Here is a 19,320-nt window from a genome sequence, read left to right as displayed (position 1 = left end):
GATGTGTATAAGAGACAGATGCTGCTGGGCGCGACGACGGCGCTGGCGCGGGCGTTTCACCCCGGCGAGGTGTGGGACGACATCCGCGCCCGCGGCGCGGTCGGCTTCGCCGGCGCCGGCGCGATGGTGGCCATGCTGCGGAACCTACCCCCGGATCCGCGCGACGGGCAGCTGCCGTTGCGGTTCATCTCCGCGGCACCGATCACCGCCGAGGCCTATCGCGACATCGAAAAGCGTTACGGCTGCCGCGTCGTCACGATGTACGGGATGACCGAGGCCTTCCCGATCGCCGTCAAGGCCCTCGCCGACGACGGGGCGCCCGGAACATCGGGGCGGCCGAATCCGAACTTCGACGTGCGCGTCCTCGACGACGGCGGCGATCCGGTGCCCGCCGGCGCACTCGGGGAGATCGCGTGCCGACCGCGCCATCCCCACGTCATGAGCGAGGGCTACGTCGGCCAAGGCCTGCGGGTGATTCCCCACCAAGAATGGTTTCGCACCGGCGATCTGGGCCGGATCGACGCGGAAGGCAACCTGACGTACGTCGACCGCAGAAAAGACTCGCTGCGCCGCCGTGGCGAGAACGTCTCCTCGGTGGAGGTGGAAACCGTCGTGATGAGTCATCCCGCCGTGGCCGAAGCCGCCGCGGTCGGGGTGCCCAGCGACTTGGGCGAAGACGACATCCTGGTGGTCGTGACGTTGCGGCCCGGGGCGACAGTCGATTACACCGAGCTGCTCGATTTCTGCGCGGCCCGGATGCCCTATTTTTGCGTGCCGCGATTCGTCGAGACCGTCGACGAGCTCCCGAAGAATGTCATCGGGCGGATACGCAAGGACTTGTTGCGCGAGCGGGGGGTGACTGCAAAGGCGTGGGATCGTGAAGCTCAGGGCTATATCGTTAGCCGGTAAGTTACGTTAATGTTACGTAATCGTCGGAGAGTTACTTTAATGTTACGTCCGTCCGCTCATTGGCAGTCGTTTCCCAGGAGAGTCTGGAGTCCAGAATGACCATGTCCTATCAGGAGCAGCAGATGCTGCAGGCCGCCACGGGTCGCGCTGCCATCGTCAACCTGAACGCCCGACACAACCGCGCCTACTCCGACGGGGATCGCGAGCGCTGGATCGCCACCTTCCGCCACTCGGGCGCCACCTATCACCGCGACGGCGACACGTTCGACGACCTGCGCGCGGCATTCGACGGTGGCGACGGGCAGCGGCTGGTCACGGTTGACCACGAGATCCGCGTCGACGGGGTCAATGCGACACAGCATTGTGTCGCCGTGCTTTTCGCCGCGATGTACGGTGACACCACGCTGCGCGCCACCGGCATATTCCGGGACACGCTGATCTACGAGCGGGGCGGCTGGTACTTCACTTCCCGCTCGCTGCAATGGGATTCGGTGCCCAGTCGGCACCCGCTCGTTATGTGAGCGGCGTGGACCCGGACCTCAGTTACCAGCTGGCCTTCGGCACCTATGACGACGCGCTGCGGATGGTCGGCGCGACCAGCGAGCCGCGCACCGCGGCCACGGCGGTCAGCGGGGCGCGCATCCAGTTGTTCGCCGCGATGGTCCACGACGGTAATCGCTCCTACTGGGACGCCGAGTTCGCCTGCGGCAAATGGGGGGGCCTGCTGGCGCCGCCGGCCTTGCTGATGGGCTGGCTGATCCCGCCGCCCTGGGAGCCGCGAGGCCGGCCGCCGGTGGCATCGCTGGTGTTGCGGGTGCCGCTGCCGGGCACCACATTCATCAACGCCGCCAACGACGTTGAGTTCGGAGAGCCCATCATCGAAGGCGACGTGCTCACCGTGGTCGAGGAACTGGTGTCGGTGTCACCGGAGAAGCGGACGCGGCTGGGCGTCGGCCATTTCGTCGAAACGCTGGAGACGTACCGCCGCCAGGACGGGGCGGTGGTCGCCACCTGCCGCAACACGTTGTTCCGGTTCACGCCGGGGGCGGCATCGTGACCGCAGACGACCTCAGCTTCGACGAAATCACCGTTCCGGTCGACCTGCCCGAGGTGGTCGACCACATCGGCTACCAGCGGGTGGTCGAGAATGCCGGAGCGACGTGGGATTACTTCCCGGGCCACTTCGATCCCGAATACGCTCGGCGGCAAGGCAATCCGACGATCTACGTCAACACGATGCACCTCGCCGGCTTCGCCGACCGCGTCGCGACCGATTGGGCGGGCCCGAGCAGCCGCGTGGTGCGGCGCTCGTTGCGGTTGATGGGCTCGGTGTACGCCGGCGACACCATGATCGGCCGGGGACGAGCGGTGGCCAAGCGGCTGGACACCTCTGTGGACCCGCCGCGCCGCCTCGTCGACCTCGAGATCCAAGTGACCAATCAGCACGGCGCGCTGTGCTGCCCGGTCGAACTCACCCTGCAGATGCCGCATGGGCCCCGGGCGATGACGAGGTGGCCGCAGGTTCTATAAGGGCGGCAACTGCCCTTTGCACACCAGGGTCTGAAGCTCGACATACTCGTCGAGGCCCTCGGGGCCGAACTCGCGACCGATCCCGGACTGCTTGAAGCCGCCGAACGGGGCGCCGATGTCCAGCGTGTACATGTTGATGCCGTAGGTGCCGGTGCGCACACCCGCGGCGATCTGAAGGCCGTGCGCGATGTCGGAGGTCCACACCGAACCGGCCAGGCCGTAATCGCTTTCATTGGCGATCCGGATCGCGTCGTCCTCGTCGCGGTAGCGCAGCACGGTCAAGACCGGCCCGAAGATCTCCTCCCGGGCGATGCGCATGTCGTTCGTGGCGTCGGTGAACAGCGTCGGCCGCACATACCAGCCCCGGGCCGACGGACTGTCCTGGCCGCCGAGCACGATGCGGGCGCCGTCGGCCTGGCCGGACTTGATGTAGTCCTGCACGCGACGCTGTTGCCGTTGCGCGACAAGGGGTCCGATGTCGGTGGCGTCGTCGGCCGGATCGCCGACGTTCAGGCCCGACATCATCTCGGCCAGCGCGTCGACGACCTCGTCGTGGCGCCGGTCGCTGACCAGGATGCGGGTCTGCGCGACGCAGGCCTGACCGTTGTTCATCAGACCGGCGGTTTTCAGGCCGGCGACGGTCTTGTCGATGTCGGCGTCGTCGAGAATGATCGCCGCGGACTTGCCGCCCAGTTCCAGGCTGACGCGTTTGAGCTGTTCGCCGCACAGGGCGGCGATGCGACGGCCGACGGCGCTGGAACCGGTGAACGCGATCTTGTCCACACCCGAATGGCGCACGAGCGCCTCCCCGATCTCGGGGCCGCCGGGCAGCACCGAGACGACGCCGTCGGGGAGGTCGAGCTGCTCGATCATTTCCGCCAACCACAAAGCGTCCAAGGGCGTTTCGGGTGCCGGCTTGATGATGACCGTGCAACCGGCGATCAACGCCGGGATGAGTTTGGGCATGATCAGGAACTGCGGCACGTTCCACGGCACGATCGCACCGACCACGCCGACCGGGGCCCGGCGCAGGTGCACCTCGCCCAGCACGCCTTGGCGCCGCTCTTCCCAGGGAAAGTCGCGCGCGGCGGCCAGCGCCAGATGGATGAGCGTCGCGGCGGCCGCCGCTTGGCCCAGCCGGCTGAAACTGCGCGGGGAGCCCATCTCGTCGGTGATCAGGTCGGCCATCTCGTCGATGTGTCCGGCGTAGATCCCGGCGAGCTGTTCGACCTTGGCCATGCGCTCGGCGTGCGTCATCCGCGGCCACGGACCGCGGTCGAACGCCACTCGCGCGGCGGCAACCGCGGCGTCCACGTCCGCGGGCCCGGCCAACTGGACGTGGCCGATCGGTTCCTCCGAGTGCGGGGAGATGACGGCGAGCTGCCGGGGGTTGGCGGGCTTGCGCCACTGCCCCCCGATGAAGAGTTCGCTGTAGGACCGGTGGTCGACAACTGCTGTCATCGGACACTTCCTCGAGGGGTTGGGCGCACCTGGCACAGTGACCGTGAATTCGCTATTGACGCTAACATAGCGAAAAAAGCAGCGAGGGCCGATATGACCAGCGATTGGCGCAGTTACCCGTTCCAGTTGGTGCCCGGCGACAGCCAGCTGGATTTCCCCGCCGCCGAGGGCGAGCATCCGGATCAGGAGTCGGACACCTGGTTCATCGCCGGGCAGCTTGATGCCGCCGAGACCGGCCGGTCGTTCGCCTTTCTGACGATCTTCAACAAGAACCGGCCCGGCGGCACCGTGGTCGCGGATTTCTATACGCTGGCGCTGTTCGATCTGGATTCCGGTGACTACGGCACCTACACGGACTACGACATGCCGCCGGCCAACCTCAAGCCCGGAGCGCAGCACAAGTTGGCGTTGACCCCCGGCTATCTCGACATCCATTACGCCAGCGGGGCCGGCACCGCCTCCTGGACCACCTGTCGCGACGGCGATGGCGGGCTGCTGCCCTACACCTACCGCGTCAGCCTGGTCGGTGAGGACCAGTCGGGCCGGCCCATGCGGCTGGACCTGGCCGTAACACCAACGCGCGCACCGACACCGGTGGGCGCGTCGACCTACAACGGGAAGATCTGCTGCTTCGGCCAGACCGAAACCTATTCGTATTTCCAGACCGGCATGGCGATGACGGGCACCCTGCGCTGGGGCGACCTGGTCCAGCAGGTGTCCGGCAGCAGCGGGCACATCGACCGGCAATGGTTCCCGAAATACGCCGGCGGCGGGGGAACCGGGGGAGACCCGAGGGCCCGCTCGCACGAATGGCGCACCATCAACTTCGACAACGGCGTGGACCTGAGCATCTGGCGGCAGTTCGACCGCACCAATGGCAATGCGCTGCAACCGTTTACCGGCGTGACAACCAGCCATCCCGATCCCGCCGTGCCGCCCGAATGCGCCGAAGACGTCGAGGTGACGGTCAGCAGCTACGTGCGCTGGCCGGACGCGGTGCAGCCGTTGGTGCGGCCACATGCGGACGCCCGCTACCTGCCGGACCGGCACCGGATCACCTGCCGCACCATGCAACTCGACATCGTCGGGGAGCCGCTGGTGCCCGCGCCCGCCCACGGCCTGCCCATCGAATACATGGAGGGCCCCTACCGGTACCGCGGAACGTTGTGGGGCGAGCCCGTGACCGGCTTCGCGTTCAACGAGCGCTCCCTGGCCCTGTACCGGGACTGGGAGCTGGTCGAAGTGCTGACCACCACCGTCGCGAACATGGAGCCGGCCGACCGGGACCTGCAGACGGCGGCCGGCCTGCTGGTGCAGCTGCTGGCCCGGGGCCGCCGAAGCGAAGCGATCGGCTTGTTGACCACGGTGCGTTCGGGCCAAAACGACACGCTCACAACGTTGTTGGACGATCTGGTAACGGCGCTGTCCGTCGAGGGTTGAGGGACCGGGCCGCGAGACTGAAACCACGCACGTGTGTTGCGGCGTGTCGTGTGCGTGGTTTAAGTGTCGCGAAGCGCCTGGGCCCAGGCGTTGTGGCGATGCTGCAGTCCCGGTTCGTTGCGGCCGAACAGCAGGTGATCCCGGGCACCGGACTCGAGGTTGGCCTGCAGGCCTTCGACCAGCCGGTAGTCCTCGTCGCGCACCGTGGCGTGGGCGTAGTCGAAGACGGCCTGCGCGCCCGCGGCCACCGATTCGTCCGAAATGTCCAGCGGCGTCGAATTCTGATGCACCGTAATCGATCTCCCCGGGCGATCACCGGGGTAGATCCGAAACAGCTCGCCGTTGGCGATGGTCACCGACAGCACGATGTTGGGGAACAACGCGTAGATGACGACCATGTTCTGGAACGGATCCCATTGCTCCTCGGGCACTTCGTCGAGCCCCAGGATCGTGTTGAGCGGGAAGATCAACCGATGGTGCGGACCGAACGCGTCGAACACCGTGCAGTTGCTGCGCGCGATGGTGGCGAAGGTCTGCTGGTGCACGGTGGCGAAATGGTAGTTCTCCGAGAAGGTGTCGACCGCAAGCTTCCAGTTGATCGGGCAGTCGAGCACCTTTTCGCCCAGCGGCGACCAGCGTCCGATGCCCCACGAATCCAGCTCGTCGGCCAGGGGGCCGAGGTGTGCGGCCACGTCCAGGACGGACCCGGGATTCAATGCGACCCAGAGGAATCCGGCGAACTCGGCGGCCGGGAGCTCGGTCAGCCCTTCGGCTTTCACCGTGATCTCCGGGAAGCCCTCGCGGCCCGGCAGCGCGACCAGCCGCCCGGTGTTGTCGTACGTCCACGCGTGGTACGGGCAGGTGAACCGCTTCGCCGTGCCGCAGCCGGTCACCACCTGCGACTGGCGATGCAGGCAGACATTGTCGAACGCCTTGACCGACCCGTCGGCCGTCCGGGTCAACAGGATCGAGCGGCCCATCACCGTCTTGGTGCAGTACGCGCCGGGGCCGGGCAGCTCCGAGACGTAGCCGACCAACTGCGGGCTGGCCAGCACCATGGCCCGATCCCGTTCGTGGCGTTCGGCCGACGTGTACGCCCACGCCTCGACCCGGGCCTGCGCCGCGGCGAGGTCGGTGGTCTTGTCGCGCGCCAGTTTCAAGGCGCGGCGGGTGAGGTCGATCAGCTGGTCGCGTTCCATCTGACCAGTACAGACCTTGCCACAGTTGTAAGGTCAAGGAGTGGCTGAGCAGTTGCTGATCGGCGACGTCACGGCCCTGACCGGGATCGCGTCCGGCCGCATCCGCCACTACGAGAAGGTCGGCCTGCTGCGCGCCGAGCATCTGTCCAACGGTTACCGGGTCTTCGCCGTGGAGCAGGTGCTCGACCTGCTGCGCATCGACCTGATGCGAAGTCTCGGCCTCAGCATCAATGACATCCAGCGCCTGACCGAGGGCGGGCGCACCACGCTGGCGGGTGTCCTCGACGAGCACCGGACGTTGCTGATGCGCCAGCGCGACCGGCTGGACCAGTTGATCGCGGCCATCGATGCCGCGACCGACTGCCCCGACGCCGACGTCAGCGAGGACATCCTGCGCCGGCTGGCGACCACGCACCGCGACAGCATCGGCGTCATCGGGCGGCTCAGCGCGCCGTTGGCCGCGCCCGTCGCCGCCATGTACGCCGACCTGTTCGACGAGTGGGAGTTGCCGGTTCCGGTCTTGTTCGGCCAGATGGTGCTGCCGCCGGCGGCCAGCACCCTGCTGGCCCAACTGGCCGAGACCCCGGGACGCGAGGTGCTGTTCGACCGGTTGCGCACCCTCGCGGGCGACGTGATCGGGTTGGGTGACGATCGGGCGGCCGCGACGGAACTCGCGCGCAGCTGGATCGCCAAGCAGCTGGCCGACCCGCTGCCCGACGACGTGGTCGGTGTGCTTCGGAGCGTGCAACCGTCGTTGGAGCATGACCCCGTGATCGTGCAGGGCTTCCGCGCCTGGGCGGGATCCATCAACCCGGCGGCCGCTCATTTCCTGGACGAGATCGCGCGCGAGACGTCTCGCCGCGGCCTGGAGGCCGTCAGCGTCATCGTCCTGCCCGCGCCGCCGCGTTTCCAAACCGACGATGCGGCACTGTGATGCACATGTGACCTGTGTGGTCAATGTGTCAGATGGTATTTCTGTCGTACCCTGTCGCTTGTGTCCTGGGTGTCGCGGCGTGACCTGCTCAAATTGGCGGCGGCGACGCCCGCCTTGGTCGGCCTGGGCGTCGCCGGCGCCTCGTTGCGCCCGGCTCCCGCGGCGGCGTCGCTCGGCACCCTGCTCGACTACGCGGCCGGCGTCATCCCGGCCAGCCAGATCCGCGCCGCCGGCGCCGTGGGCGCGATCAGGTACGTGTCGGACCGACGACCCGGCGGCAACTGGATGCTGGGCAAGCCCATCCAGGTCGACGAGGCGCGCGACCTCAACAGCAGCGGGCTGAAGATCGTCTCCTGTTATCAGTACGGCAAGGGCAACACCGCCGACTGGCTCGGCGGCGCCAACGCCGGCATCCAGCACGCGCAACGTGGAATGCAACTCCACGCCGCCGCGGGCGGGCCCGCCACCGCGCCGATCTACGCATCCATCGACGACGACCCCTCTTACGACCAGTACAAACAGCAGATCGCGCCGTATCTGCGGTCCTGGGAGTCGGTGATCGGTCATCAGCGCACAGGTGTGTACGCCAATTCCAAGACGATCGACTGGGCGCTGCACGACGGATTGGGCTCCTACTTCTGGCAGCACAACTGGGGCTCGCCCAAGGGATTCGCCCATCCCGCGGCCCATCTGCATCAGGTCGAAATCGACAAACGCAGCGTCGGCGGGGTCGGGGTGGACATCAACGAGATCCTCCAGCCGCAATTCGGGCAGTGGGCCTAGCCTCCCCGGCCCTTCCGCCGGCACCGGCGGGCCGCAACTCTTAGAGATCCCAGCAAACACTCGTTCGCTCATTTCCGGAAACGGCGGGAGCGGCCGCCGCCGCGACGACGCGACTGAGGCGGCCTCCGCACGGCTCGACGGCTCGAAATTTTTACATAACGATTACATAACAAAACTGCTTTGATCAGCGCAGTTATAGCTACTCGACCGTAACCACCTGCATGCAGCGGGTTTGCTCGGCGCGCCCGCGCCGCGGCCTAAACCCGGTGTTACCCACGACACGGTTACCCGCGCGTAGAACTCACCAGTAACCGATCAGCACGCGAAACGAGGGTCGATCCTTATGACACTCTTAGTGGGGCCGATGCAGTCCGCCGCGCCGCTCGAGCCATACGGCGGCCCGCCGACAACACACCGGCCAGACGGATTTTTGGTCGCGATTCGATGCGGAATCGACGGACTCTCCAGAGTTCCTGTCCCCTTCGGACCGGCTGAACGCACTGATACGTAAGACGTACATGAGGCATTGAGGGAGATACAGACGTGACGATCCACGAGCACGGCCGGGTGTCCGCTGAGCGCGATCCGAACGGACCGCACACCGCCCATGCTCTGGTCGACCGTCTGACGGCCGGAGAGCCGTACGCCGTCGCGTTCGGTGGCCAGGGCAGCGCCTGGCTGGAAACCCTCGAAGAACTGGTGTCGTCGGCGGGCATCGAATCCGACCTGGCAACGCTGGTCGGTGAGGTCGAGCTGCTGCTCGAGCCGGTGGCCAAGGAGCTCGTCGTGGTGCGCCCGATCGGTTTCGAGCCGCTCGCCTGGGTGCGCGCGCTGGCGGCCGAGGACCCCGTCCCGTCGGCCAAGCACCTGACGTCGGCCGCGGTGTCCATCCCCGGCGTGCTGCTCACCCAGATGGCGGCCGTGCGCGCGCTGGCGCGCCAGGGCATGGACCTCAACGAGACCCCGCCGGTGGCCGTCGCCGGGCACTCGCAGGGCGTCCTGGCCGTCGAGGCGCTGAAGGCCGCGGGCGCCCGCGACGCCGAGCTGCTCGCGATGGCGCAGCTGATCGGCGCGGCGGGCACGCTGGTGGCCCGCCGGCGTGGGATCTCCGTGCTGGGCGACCGCCCGCCGATGGTGTCGGTGACCAACGCCGACCCGGAGCGCATTCGCCGGCTGCTCGACGAGTTCGCGCAGGACGTCCGGACTGTGCTGCCGCCCGTGCTGTCCATCCGCAACGGCCGCCGTTCGGTCGTCATCACCGGCACGCCCGAACAGCTGTCCCGGTTCGAGCTCTATTGCCAGCAGATCGCGGAGAAGGAAGAGGCCGACCGCAAGAACAAGCTGCGCGGCGGCGACGTCTTCTCGCCGGTCTTCGATCCGGTGCAGGTCGAGGTCGGCTTCCACACGCCCCGGTTGGCCGACGGCATCGACATCGTCGGCGGCTGGGCCGAGAAGGTCGGCCTGGACGTCGCGCTGGCCCGCGAGCTGACCGAGTCCATCCTGGTCCGCCGCGTCGACTGGGTCGAGGAGATCACCCGCGTGCACGACGCGGGCGCGCGCTGGATTCTCGACCTGGGGCCCGGCGACATCCTGACCCGGCTGACCGCGCCGGTGATCCGCGGGCTGGGCGTCGGCATCGTGCCCGCCGCGACCCGTGGCGGCCAGCGCAACCTCTTCACCGTCGGAGCCGTTCCCGAGGTGGCGCGCGCGTGGTCGACCTACGCGCCCACCGTCGTTCGCCTGCCCGACGGCAGGGTCAAGCTCTCGACGAAGTTCACCCGGTTGACCGGACGCTCGCCGATCCTGCTCGCGGGCATGACCCCGACCACCGTCGACGCCAAGATCGTGGCCGCCGCGGCCAACGCCGGGCACTGGGCCGAGCTGGCCGGCGGTGGGCAGGTCACCGAGGAGATCTTCGCCGCGCGCATCGAGGAACTCGGCACGCTGCTCGAGCCCGGCCGCACCTATCAGTTCAACGCTCTGTTCCTCGACCCGTACCTGTGGAAGCTGCAGGTCGGCGGAAAGCGGTTGGTGCAGAAGGCCCGTCAGTCCGGGGCGGCGATCGACGGCCTGGTGATCAGCGCCGGCATCCCCGACCTCGAGGACGCCGTCGAGCTGATCGAGGAGCTGAACGACGTCGGCATCAGCCACGTCGTGTTCAAGCCCGGCACCGTCGAACAGATCCGCTCGGTCATCCGCATCGCGACCGAGGTGCCCACCAAGCCGGTGATCATGCACATCGAGGGTGGGCGCGCCGGTGGGCACCACTCTTGGGAAGACCTCGACGACCTGCTGCTGGCAACGTATTCCGAGCTGCGGTCGCGGCCCAACATCACCGTCTGCGTGGGCGGTGGCATCGGCACGCCCGAGCGGGCCGCCGAGTACCTGTCCGGGCGGTGGGCGCAGGCGTACGGCTTCCCCCTGATGCCGATCGACGGCATCCTCGTCGGCACCGCGGCGATGGCGACGAAGGAGGCCACCACGTCGCCGTCGGTCAAGCGCATGCTGGTCGAGACCCAGGGCACCGACCAGTGGATCGGCGCCGGAAAAGCCGTGAACGGCATGGCTTCCAGCCGCAGCCAGCTGGGTGCCGACATTCACGAGATCGACAACAGCGCCTCGCGGTGCGGCCGGCTGCTCGACGAGGTCGCCGGTGACGCGGAGGCCGTCGCCGCGCGCCGCGACGAGATCATCGCGGCGATGGCCAACACGGCCAAGCCGTACTTCGGCGACGTCGCCGACATGACCTACCTGCAGTGGTTGCAGCGCTACGTCGAGCTCGCCATCGGCGAGGGCAACTCGACCGCCGACACCGCCGCGCCCGGCAGCCCGTGGCTGGCCGACACCTGGCGCGACCGCTTCCAGCAGATGCTGCAACGCGCCGAAGCGCGATTGCACCCACAGGATTTCGGCCCGATCGAGACGCTCTTCGACGACCCCGCGCTGCTCGAGAGCCCGCAGCAGGCCATCGCCACGCTGTTGGCCCGCTACCCGGACGCCGAGTCGGTGCAGCTGCACCCGGCCGACGTCCCGTTCTTCGTCACGCTGTGCAAGACGCTGGGCAAACCGGTCAACTTCGTGCCGGTCATCGACAAGGACGTGCGGCGCTGGTGGCGCAGCGACTCGCTGTGGCAGGCGCACGACGCCCGCTACGACGCCGACCAGGTCTGCATCATCCCGGGCACCGCGGCCGTGGCCGGCATCACCCGGATGGACGAGCCGGTCGGCGAGCTGCTCGACCGTTTCGAGCAGGCCGCCATCGACGAGGTGCTGTCGGCCGACGGGCAACCGCGGGACGTGGCGTCGCGCCGGCGGGGCCGTCCCGACGTGACCGGGCCGCTGGCCGTCGTGCTCGACGCCCCCGACGTGCAATGGGCCGGCCGCACCGCCACCAACCCGGTCCACCGCATCGCCGACCCCGGCGATTGGCTGGTGCACGACGGTCCCGAAAGTCGGCGCGCCACCCACTCGTTCACCGGGGCCCGCCTTGAGGTTGACGGCGACCGTGTGGTGCTGAGCGTTCCGCTGTCGGGTACCTGGATCGACATCCCATTCACCTTGCCCGCCAACACCATTGATGGCGGCACCCCGGTGGTGTCCACCGAAGACGCAGCCACCGCCATGCGCGCGGTGCTGGCGATCGCCGCCGGTGTCGACGGCCCGGAGTTCCTGCCCGCGGTCGTCGACGGCACGGCCGCCGTCACGGTGGACTGGGACCCCGAACGGGTCGCCGACCACACCGGCGTCACGGCCACCTTCGGCGAGCCGCTGGCGCCCGGCCTCACCACCGTGCCCGACGCGCTCGTCGGCCTGTGCTGGCCCGCGGTCTTCTCGGCGATCGGCTCGGCCGTCACCGACGCCGGTGTCCCGGTCGTGGAAGGCCTGCTGAGCCTCGTGCACCTCGACCACGCCGCCCATGTGGTCGGCGTGTTGCCCAAGGAGCCAGCCGAATTGGCCGTCAGGGCAACGGCTTTCCCGGCTGTCGATACCGACATGGGTCGCGTCGTGCGGGTCGCGGTGACGATCGCCGGCGCCGACGGCGCGACCATCGCCAGCCTCGACGAGCGGTTCGCGATCCTGGGGCGCACCGGCGCCGCCGAGTTGACCGACCCGGTGCGGGCCGGTGGCGCGGTGTCGGAGAACGCGACCGACACCCCGCGGCGCCGCCGCCGCGACGTCCGGCTGACCGCGCCGGTCGACATGCGGCCGTTCGCGGTGGTCTCCGGTGACCACAACCCGATTCACACCGACCGGGCGGCCGCGCTGCTGGCCGGCCTGGAATCGCCCATCGTGCACGGCATGTGGTTGTCGGCCGCCGCGCAGCACGCGGTGACCGCCACCGACGGGCAGGCCCGGCCCCCGGCCCGGCTGGTCGGCTGGACCGCGCGGTTCCTGGGCATGGTGCGTCCCGGCGACGAGGTCGACTTCCGCGTCGACCGCGTCGGAATCGACCAGGGCGCCGAGGTTTTGGAGGTCGCCGCCCGGATCGGGTCCGACCTGGTGATGTCGGCGACGGCGCGCCTGGCCGCCCCGCACACGGTGTACGCCTTCCCCGGTCAGGGGATTCAGCACAAGGGCATGGGCATGGACGTCCGCGCCCGGTCCAAGGCGGCCCGCAAGGTGTGGGACAAAGCGGACAAGTTCACCCGTGACACGCTGGGCTTCTCGGTGCTGCACGTGGTGCGCGACAACCCGACCAGCATCATCGCCAGCGGCGTGCACTACAACCACCCGGAGGGCGTGCTCTACCTGACGCAGTTCACCCAGGTCGCGATGGCGACAGTGGCGGCGGCGCAGGTCGCCGAGATGCGTGAGCAGGGCGCCTTCGTCGAGGGTGCGATCGCCTGCGGTCATTCCGTCGGCGAGTACACCGCTTTGGCCTGCGTCACCGGCATCTACGAGCTGGAAGCGTTGCTGGAGACGGTGTTTCACCGCGGCTCGAAGATGCACGACATCGTGCCGCGCGACGAGCTGGGCCGCTCCAACTACCGGCTGGCCGCGATCCGGCCGTCGCAGATCGACCTGCCGGACAACGAGGTGCCCGCGTTCGTCGCCGAAATCGCCGAGCGCACCGGTGAATTCCTGGAGATCGTCAACTTCAACCTGCGCGGTTCGCAGTACGCGATCGCCGGCACGGTCCGCGGCCTGGAGGAGCTGGAAGCCGAGGTGGAGCGGCGCCGCGAACTCACCGGCGGCAAGCGCTCGTTCATCCTGGTGCCGGGCATCGACGTGCCGTTCCACTCGCGGGTGTTGCGCGTCGGGGTGGCGGAGTTCCGCCGCTCGCTCGAGCGCGTGATGCCGCGCGACAAGGATCCCGACGTCATCATCGGCCGCTACATCCCCAACCTGGTGCCACGGCCGTTCACCCTGGACCGCGACTTCATTCAGGAGATCCGCGACCTGGTGCCCGCCGAGCCGCTCGATGCGATCCTTGCCGACTACGACACGTGGCTCACCGAGCGCCGAAACGAGATGGCGCGCATCGTCTTGATCGAATTGCTGGCGTGGCAATTCGCCAGCCCGGTCCGCTGGATCGAGACCCAGGACCTGCTGTTCACCGAGGAGGCCGCGGGCGGCCTGGGCGTGGAGCGCTTCGTCGAGATCGGCGTGAAGTCGGCGCCGACCGTCGCCGGACTGGCCACCAACACCCTCAAGCTCCCCGAATATGCCCACAGCACGGTCGAAGTGCTCAACGCCGAGCGTGACGCCGCGGTGCTGTTCGCCACCGACACCGACCCCGAGCCCGAGCCGGAAGAGGTTGCGGATGATTCCGCGGCTGTCGCCGCGGACGGTGCGCCCCTTTCTAATGTCGCCCCAGCCGTCGCTGCGGCTCCCGCCGCAGCTCCGTCCGGTGCTCCGAGACCCGACGACATCGGGTTCGACGCCGCCGACGCCACCCTGGCGTTGATCGCGCTGTCGGCGAAGATGCGCATCGACCAGATCGAGGAGTTGGACTCCATCGAGTCCATCACCGACGGCGCCTCGTCGCGGCGCAACCAGTTGCTGGTGGACCTCGGTTCGGAGCTGAACCTGGGCGCCATCGACGGCGCCGCCGAGGCCGACCTGGCCGGCCTGCGGTCGCAGGTGACCAAGTTGGCGCGCACCTACAAGCCTTTCGGCCCAGTGCTTTCCGACGCGATCAACGACCAGCTGCGCACGGTGCTGGGGCCCTCGGGCAAGCGGCCCGCCGCGATCGCCGAACGGGTCAAGAAGACGTGGGAGCTCGGCGACGGCTGGGCCAAGCACGTCACGGTCGAAGTGGCGCTGGGCACCCGCGAGGGCACCAGCGTCCGCGGCGGGGCCATGGGCCACCTGCACGAGGGCGCGCTGGCCGACGCCGCCTCGGTCGACAAGGTCATCGACGCCGCCGTCGCGGCCGTCGCCGCGCGCCGCGGCATCGCGGTGGCGCTGCCGTCGTCGGGTGGCGGCGGCGGTGCGACCGTCGACGCGGCCGCGTTGAGCGAGTTCACCGACCAGATCACCGGTCGCGACGGCGTGCTCGCCTCGGCGGCCCGGCTCATCCTGGGCCAGCTGGGACACGACGACCCGGTGAGCGCGATGCCGGCGGCCACCGACGCCGAGCTCATCGACCTGGTCACCGCCGAACTGGGCGCGGACTGGCCGCGGCTGGTGGCGCCCGCCTTCGACGCCAAGAAGGCGGTGGTGTTCGACGACCGCTGGGCCAGCGCCCGCGAGGACCTGGTCAAGCTCTGGCTGGCCGACGAGGGTGACATCGACGCCCGGTGGACGAGCCTGTCCGAAAGGTTCGAGGGCGCGGGCCATGTCGTCGCCACCCAGGCCACCTGGTGGCAGGGCAAGGCGCTGGCCGCCGGTCGCCAGATTCACGCGTCGCTGTACGGCCGCATCGCCGCCGGCGCCGAGAATCCGGACCCCGGCCCCTACAGCAACGAGGTCGCCGTGGTGACCGGCGCGTCGAAGGGTTCGATCGCCGCCTCGGTGGTGGCGCGACTGCTCGACGGCGGAGCCACCGTCATCGCCACGACATCCAAGCTCGACGACGAGCGGCTGGCGTTCTATCGCGGGCTGTACCGCGACCACGCCCGGTACGGGGCGTCGCTTTGGGTGGTCGCCGCGAACATGGCGTCCTACTCCGACATCGACGCGCTGGTCGAATGGGTCGGCAACGAGCAGACCGAAAGCCTTGGGCCGCAGTCCATTCACATCAAGGACGCGCAGACCCCCACGCTGCTGTTCCCGTTCGCGGCGCCCCGCGTCGCCGGCGACCTCTCGGAGGCCGGCTCGCGCTCCGAGATGGAGATGAAGGTCCTGCTGTGGGCGGTGCAGCGGTTGATCGGCGGCCTGTCCAAGATCGGCGCCGAACGTGACATCGCGTCGCGGCTGCACGTGGTGCTGCCCGGCTCGCCCAACCGCGGAATGTTCGGCGGCGACGGCGCCTACGGCGAGGCCAAGTCGGCGCTGGACGCGTTGGTGAGCCGTTGGCACGCCGAATCCTCTTGGGCCGCAAGGGTCAGCCTGGCGCACGCGCTGATCGGCTGGACCCGCGGCACCGGGCTGATGGGCCACAACGACGCCATCGTCACCGCGGTCGAGGAGGCCGGTGTCACCACGTACTCCACCGAGCAGATGGCGGCCATGCTGCTGGACCTCTGCGACGTCGAGTCCAAGGTCGCGGCGGCGGGCGCGCCGATCAAGGCGGACCTGACCGGCGGCCTCGCCGAGGCCAACCTCGACATGGCCGAGCTGGCCGCCAAGGCACGCGAGCGGGCCGGCTCCGCCTCGGATGACGACGCCGACGGCGTCGACGCCGAGGGCACCATCGCCGCGTTGCCGTCCCCGCCGCGCGGCTTCAACCCGGCGCCGCCCCCGCAATGGGCCGACCTCGACGTTGACCCGGCCGACCTGGTGGTCATCGTCGGCGGCGCCGAGATCGGGCCGTACGGATCGTCGCGCACCCGGTTCGAGATGGAGGTCGACAACCAACTGTCGGCGGCCGGCGTCCTGGAGCTGGCCTGGACCACCGGGCTGGTCCGCTGGGAGGACGACCCCCAACCCGGTTGGTACGACACCGAATCCGGTGAGCTGGTCGACGAGACCGAGCTGGTCGAGCGCTACCACGACGTCGTGGTCGAGCGGGTGGGCATCCGCGAGTTCGTCGACGACGGCGCGATCGACCCCGATCACGCGTCGCCACTGCTGGTGTCGGTGTTCCTGGAAAAGGACTTCGCCTTCGTGGTGTCCTCGGAGGCCGACGCCCGCGCCTTCGTCGAGTTCGATCCCGAGCACACGGTGATCCGGCCGGTGCCCGATTCCAGTGACTGGCAGGTCATCCGCAAGGCCGGCACCGAGATCCGGGTGCCGCGCAAGACCAAGCTGTCGCGGGTCGTCGGCGCGCAGATCCCCACCGGGTTCGACCCGACGGTGTTCGGCATCAGCCAGGACATGGCCAGCTCGACCGACCGGGTGGCGCTGTGGAACATCGTCGCGACCGTCGACGCGTTCCTGTCGTCGGGATTCACCCCGGCCGAGCTGATGCGGTGGGTGCACCCGGGCCTGGTGGCCAGCACCCAGGGCACCGGCATGGGCGGCATGACGTCGATGCAGACCATGTATCACGGCAACCTGCTCGGCCGGAACAAGCCGAACGACATCCTGCAGGAAGTGCTGCCGAACGTCGTTGCGGCGCACGTCATTCAGAGCTACGTGGGCAGCTACGGCGCGATGATCCACCCGGTCGGCGCGTGCGCCACCGCGGCCGTGTCGGTCGAGGAAGGCGTCGACAAGATCCGCCTCGGCAAGGCCGAGCTGGTGGTCGCCGGCGGGTTCGACGACCTGACGCTCGAGGCCATCATCGGCTTCGGTGACATGGCCGCCACCGCCGACACCTCCATGATGCGGGGCCGGGGCATCGACGACGCGAAGTTCTCCCGGCCCAACGACCGGCGCCGGCTCGGCTTCGTCGAGGCGCAGGGTGGCGGCACCATCCTGCTGGCGCGCGGCGACCTGGCGCTGAAGATGGGCCTGCCGGTGCTGGCCGTGGTGGCCTACGCGCAGTCGTTCGCCGACGGGGTGCACACGTCGATCCCGGCCCCCGGGCTCGGCGCGCTGGGCGCCGGCCGCGGCGGCAAGGACTCGCAGTTGGCGCGCTCGCTGGCCAAGCTCGGCGTCGGCGCCGACGACGTCGCGGTGATCTCCAAGCACGACACCTCCACCCTGGCCAACGATCCCAACGAGACCGAGCTGCACGAGCGGCTGGCCGACTCGCTGGGCCGCTCCGAGGGTGCGCCGCTGTTCGTGGTGTCGCAGAAGAGCCTCACCGGCCACGCCAAGGGCGGGGCGGCGGTGTTCCAGATGATGGGGCTGTGCCAGATGCTGCGCGACGGGGTCATCCCGCCGAACCGCAGCCTGGATTGCGTCGACGACGAACTGGCCGGCTCGGCGCACTTCGTCTGGGTGCGCGAAACGCTGCGGCTCGGGGACAAGTTCCCGCTCAAGGCCGGGATGCTGACCAGCCTCGGGTTCGGCCACGTGTCCGGGCTGGTGGCGCTGGTGCATCCGCAGGCGTTCATCGCCGCCCTGGACCCGCAGCAGCGCGCGGACTACCAGCGGCGCGCCGAGGCGCGGCTGCTGGCCGGTCAGCGGCGGTTGGCCTCGGCCATCGCCGGCGGTGCGCCGATGTACGAGCGGCCGGCGGACCGTCGCTTCAACCACGATGTGCCGGAGAAGCGCCAGGAGGCGGCGATGCTGCTGAACCCGGCGTCCCGGTTGGGCGACGACGACGCCTACGAGGTCGTCCGTTAGCCTGGCCTGCCATGGGAATTGTCGGTGTGGGGATCGATGTCGTCTCCATCCCTGATTTCGCCGAGCAGGTCGACCAGCCCGGAACCGTCTTCTCCGAGACGTTCACGCCGGGTGAGCGCCGCGACGCCTCGGACAAGAGTTCGTTCGCGGCGCGTCACCTGGCGGCCCGCTGGGCCGCGAAGGAGGCGGTGATCAAGGCCTGGTCGGGATCCCGGTTCGCGCAGCGACCCGTGCTGCCCGAGGACATCCACCGCGACATCGAGGTGGTCACCGACATGTGGGGGCGGCCGCGGGTGCGGCTGAGCGGCGACATCGCCAAGCATCTGGCCGACGTGACGATCCATGTGTCGCTGACCCACGAGGGGGACACCGCCGCCGCGGTGGCGATCCTGGAGACGCCCTGAACGTCACGCTGGCGTAACGCTCGATGTCCAGCGTCACGCTGGCGTGACGCTCGACGGTCTACGGGACGATAGCCTCGAGGGCATGAGCGATCTTGTCGAGCGCGTCCGCGAGGTGTTGCCGGCGGTGCGCCGCGACCTCGAAGACCTGGTGCGCATCGAATCCGTGTGGGCCGACCCGTCCCGCCGCGACGAAGTGCACCGCAGCGCGCGGGCGGTGTCGGAGCTGTTGTCACAGGCCGGTTTTGGTGACGTGCGGATCGTCAGCGAGGGCGGTGCGCCCGCGGTCATCGCGCGCCATCCCGCACCCCCGGGCGCGCCGACCGTGCTGCTCTACGCTCATCACGACGTCCAGCCCGAGGGTGACGCGGGCCAGTGGGCGTCGCCGCCGTTCGAGCCCACCGAACGCGACGGCCGGCTCTACGGCCGCGGCAGCGCCGACGACAAGGCCGGCATCGCAACGCATTTGGCCGCATTCCGGGCGCACGGCGGCCAGCCCCCGGTCGGCGTGACCGTCTTCGTCGAGGGCGAGGAGGAATCCGGCTCGCCGTCGTTGGGCCGGCTGCTGGCCGCCCACCGCGAGGCGCTGGCCGCCGACGTGATCGTCATCGCCGACTCCGACAACTGGAGCTCCGACGTTCCGGCGCTGACGGTTTCGCTGCGCGGCCTGGTCGACTGCGTGGTCGAGGTGGCCACGCTCGACCACGGGCTGCACTCGGGGATCTGGGGCGGCGTGGTGCCCGACGCCTTGAGCGTCCTGGTGCGGCTGCTGGCCAGCCTGCACGACGACGATGGCAACGTCGCGGTGGCCGGCCTGCACGAAAGCACCGCTGCCCCGGTGGATTACCCACCCGAGCGGGTGCGCGCCTGTCTCTTATACACA

Annotated in this window: 12 protein-coding genes; 10 read left to right on the top strand and 2 right to left on the bottom strand. The window is 69.2% G+C overall.

Features of this window, described 5'->3' with window-relative positions; genetic code table 11:
- The 4 genes from WU80_RS19370 to WU80_RS19355 form a co-directional block, all read left to right on the top strand.
- Positions 1–909: AMP-binding protein (locus WU80_RS19370; protein WP_156371805.1), on the top strand; the 909-nt coding region annotated here is incomplete at its 5' end.
- A 95-nt stretch (positions 910–1,004) separates the two neighbouring features.
- The gene (locus tag WU80_RS19365) at positions 1,005–1,430 is read left to right on the top strand and encodes a nuclear transport factor 2 family protein (protein WP_055405416.1); all 426 of its coding nucleotides are present in this window, start codon (positions 1,005–1,007) and stop codon (positions 1,428–1,430) included.
- Between the two features lie 62 nt (positions 1,431–1,492).
- Positions 1,493–1,966 carry a MaoC family dehydratase N-terminal domain-containing protein gene (locus WU80_RS19360; protein ID WP_197281335.1) on the top strand — a complete coding sequence of 158 codons (474 nt, stop codon included), beginning with the start codon at positions 1,493–1,495 and terminating at the stop codon, positions 1,964–1,966.
- A complete protein-coding gene (locus WU80_RS19355; RefSeq protein ID WP_055405415.1) occupies positions 1,963–2,439 on the top strand; it encodes a MaoC family dehydratase in 477 nt (158 codons plus the stop codon). Before WU80_RS19360 ends, WU80_RS19355 begins: the two co-directional genes overlap by 4 nt.
- Here WU80_RS19355 and WU80_RS19350 read toward each other — a convergent pair.
- Positions 2,434–3,900: an aldehyde dehydrogenase gene (locus WU80_RS19350; protein WP_055405414.1), complete on the bottom strand. Its 1,467-nt coding sequence runs from the start codon at positions 3,898–3,900 to the stop codon at positions 2,434–2,436. The two genes, WU80_RS19355 and WU80_RS19350, sit on opposite strands and share 6 nt — an antisense overlap.
- Positions 3,901–3,993: 93 nt before the next feature.
- Between WU80_RS19350 and WU80_RS19345 the strand changes: the two genes are divergently transcribed.
- Positions 3,994–5,340 carry a lipocalin-like domain-containing protein gene (locus tag WU80_RS19345; RefSeq protein ID WP_055405413.1) on the top strand — a complete coding sequence of 449 codons (1,347 nt, stop codon included), beginning with the start codon at positions 3,994–3,996 and terminating at the stop codon, positions 5,338–5,340.
- Positions 5,341–5,399: 59 nt separating this feature from the next.
- On the opposite strand, the gene WU80_RS19340 is transcribed toward WU80_RS19345, so the two are convergent.
- Entirely contained in the window at positions 5,400–6,539 is a 1,140-nt protein-coding gene (locus tag WU80_RS19340) for an aromatic ring-hydroxylating dioxygenase subunit alpha (protein WP_055405412.1), read from the bottom strand.
- Between the two features lie 40 nt (positions 6,540–6,579).
- Here WU80_RS19340 and WU80_RS19335 point away from each other — a divergent pair, with 40 nt between their 5' ends.
- From WU80_RS19335 to WU80_RS19315, 5 genes are all read left to right on the top strand, one after another.
- Complete coding sequence (locus WU80_RS19335; RefSeq protein WP_055405411.1) at positions 6,580–7,473, top strand: MerR family transcriptional regulator; 894 nt, start codon at positions 6,580–6,582, stop codon at positions 7,471–7,473.
- Positions 7,474–7,533: 60 nt separating this feature from the next.
- Entirely contained in the window at positions 7,534–8,256 is a 723-nt protein-coding gene (locus WU80_RS19330) for a DUF1906 domain-containing protein (RefSeq protein ID WP_055405410.1), read from the top strand.
- A 543-nt stretch (positions 8,257–8,799) separates the two neighbouring features.
- Complete coding sequence (locus tag WU80_RS19325) at positions 8,800–18,036, top strand: type I polyketide synthase (RefSeq protein ID WP_055405289.1); 9,237 nt, start codon at positions 8,800–8,802, stop codon at positions 18,034–18,036.
- A gap of 11 nt (positions 18,037–18,047) precedes the next feature.
- Positions 18,048–18,440 (top strand): holo-ACP synthase, encoded by a 393-nt coding sequence (locus tag WU80_RS19320; RefSeq protein ID WP_055405288.1) that lies wholly within the window; start codon positions 18,048–18,050, stop codon positions 18,438–18,440.
- Positions 18,441–18,522: 82 nt separating this feature from the next.
- Positions 18,523–19,320, top strand: a 798-nt coding sequence (locus WU80_RS19315) for a M20/M25/M40 family metallo-hydrolase (protein ID WP_156371804.1), incomplete at its 3' end; no start/stop codon positions are given.

This window comes from Mycobacterium sp. UM_11, assembly GCF_001414075.1.
Taxonomy (GTDB): domain Bacteria; phylum Actinomycetota; class Actinomycetes; order Mycobacteriales; family Mycobacteriaceae; genus Mycobacterium.
This window is presented reverse-complemented; position numbering and strand designations above follow the sequence as displayed.

Bases quoted from the DNA above. Each gene is read 5' to 3' on its own strand.
- WU80_RS19365 (WP_055405416.1), top strand. From the start codon at position 1,005: ATGACCATGTCCTATCAGGAGCAGCAGATGCTGCAGGCCGCCACGGGT.
- WU80_RS19320 (WP_055405288.1), top strand. From the start codon at position 18,048: ATGGGAATTGTCGGTGTGGGGATCGATGTCGTCTCCATCCCTGATTTC.
- WU80_RS19340 (WP_055405412.1), bottom strand. From the start codon at position 6,539: ATGGAACGCGACCAGCTGATCGACCTCACCCGCCGCGCCTTGAAACTG.
- WU80_RS19360 (WP_197281335.1), top strand. From the start codon at position 1,493: ATGGTCGGCGCGACCAGCGAGCCGCGCACCGCGGCCACGGCGGTCAGC.
- WU80_RS19345 (WP_055405413.1), top strand. From the start codon at position 3,994: ATGACCAGCGATTGGCGCAGTTACCCGTTCCAGTTGGTGCCCGGCGAC.
- WU80_RS19350 (WP_055405414.1), bottom strand. From the start codon at position 3,900: ATGACAGCAGTTGTCGACCACCGGTCCTACAGCGAACTCTTCATCGGG.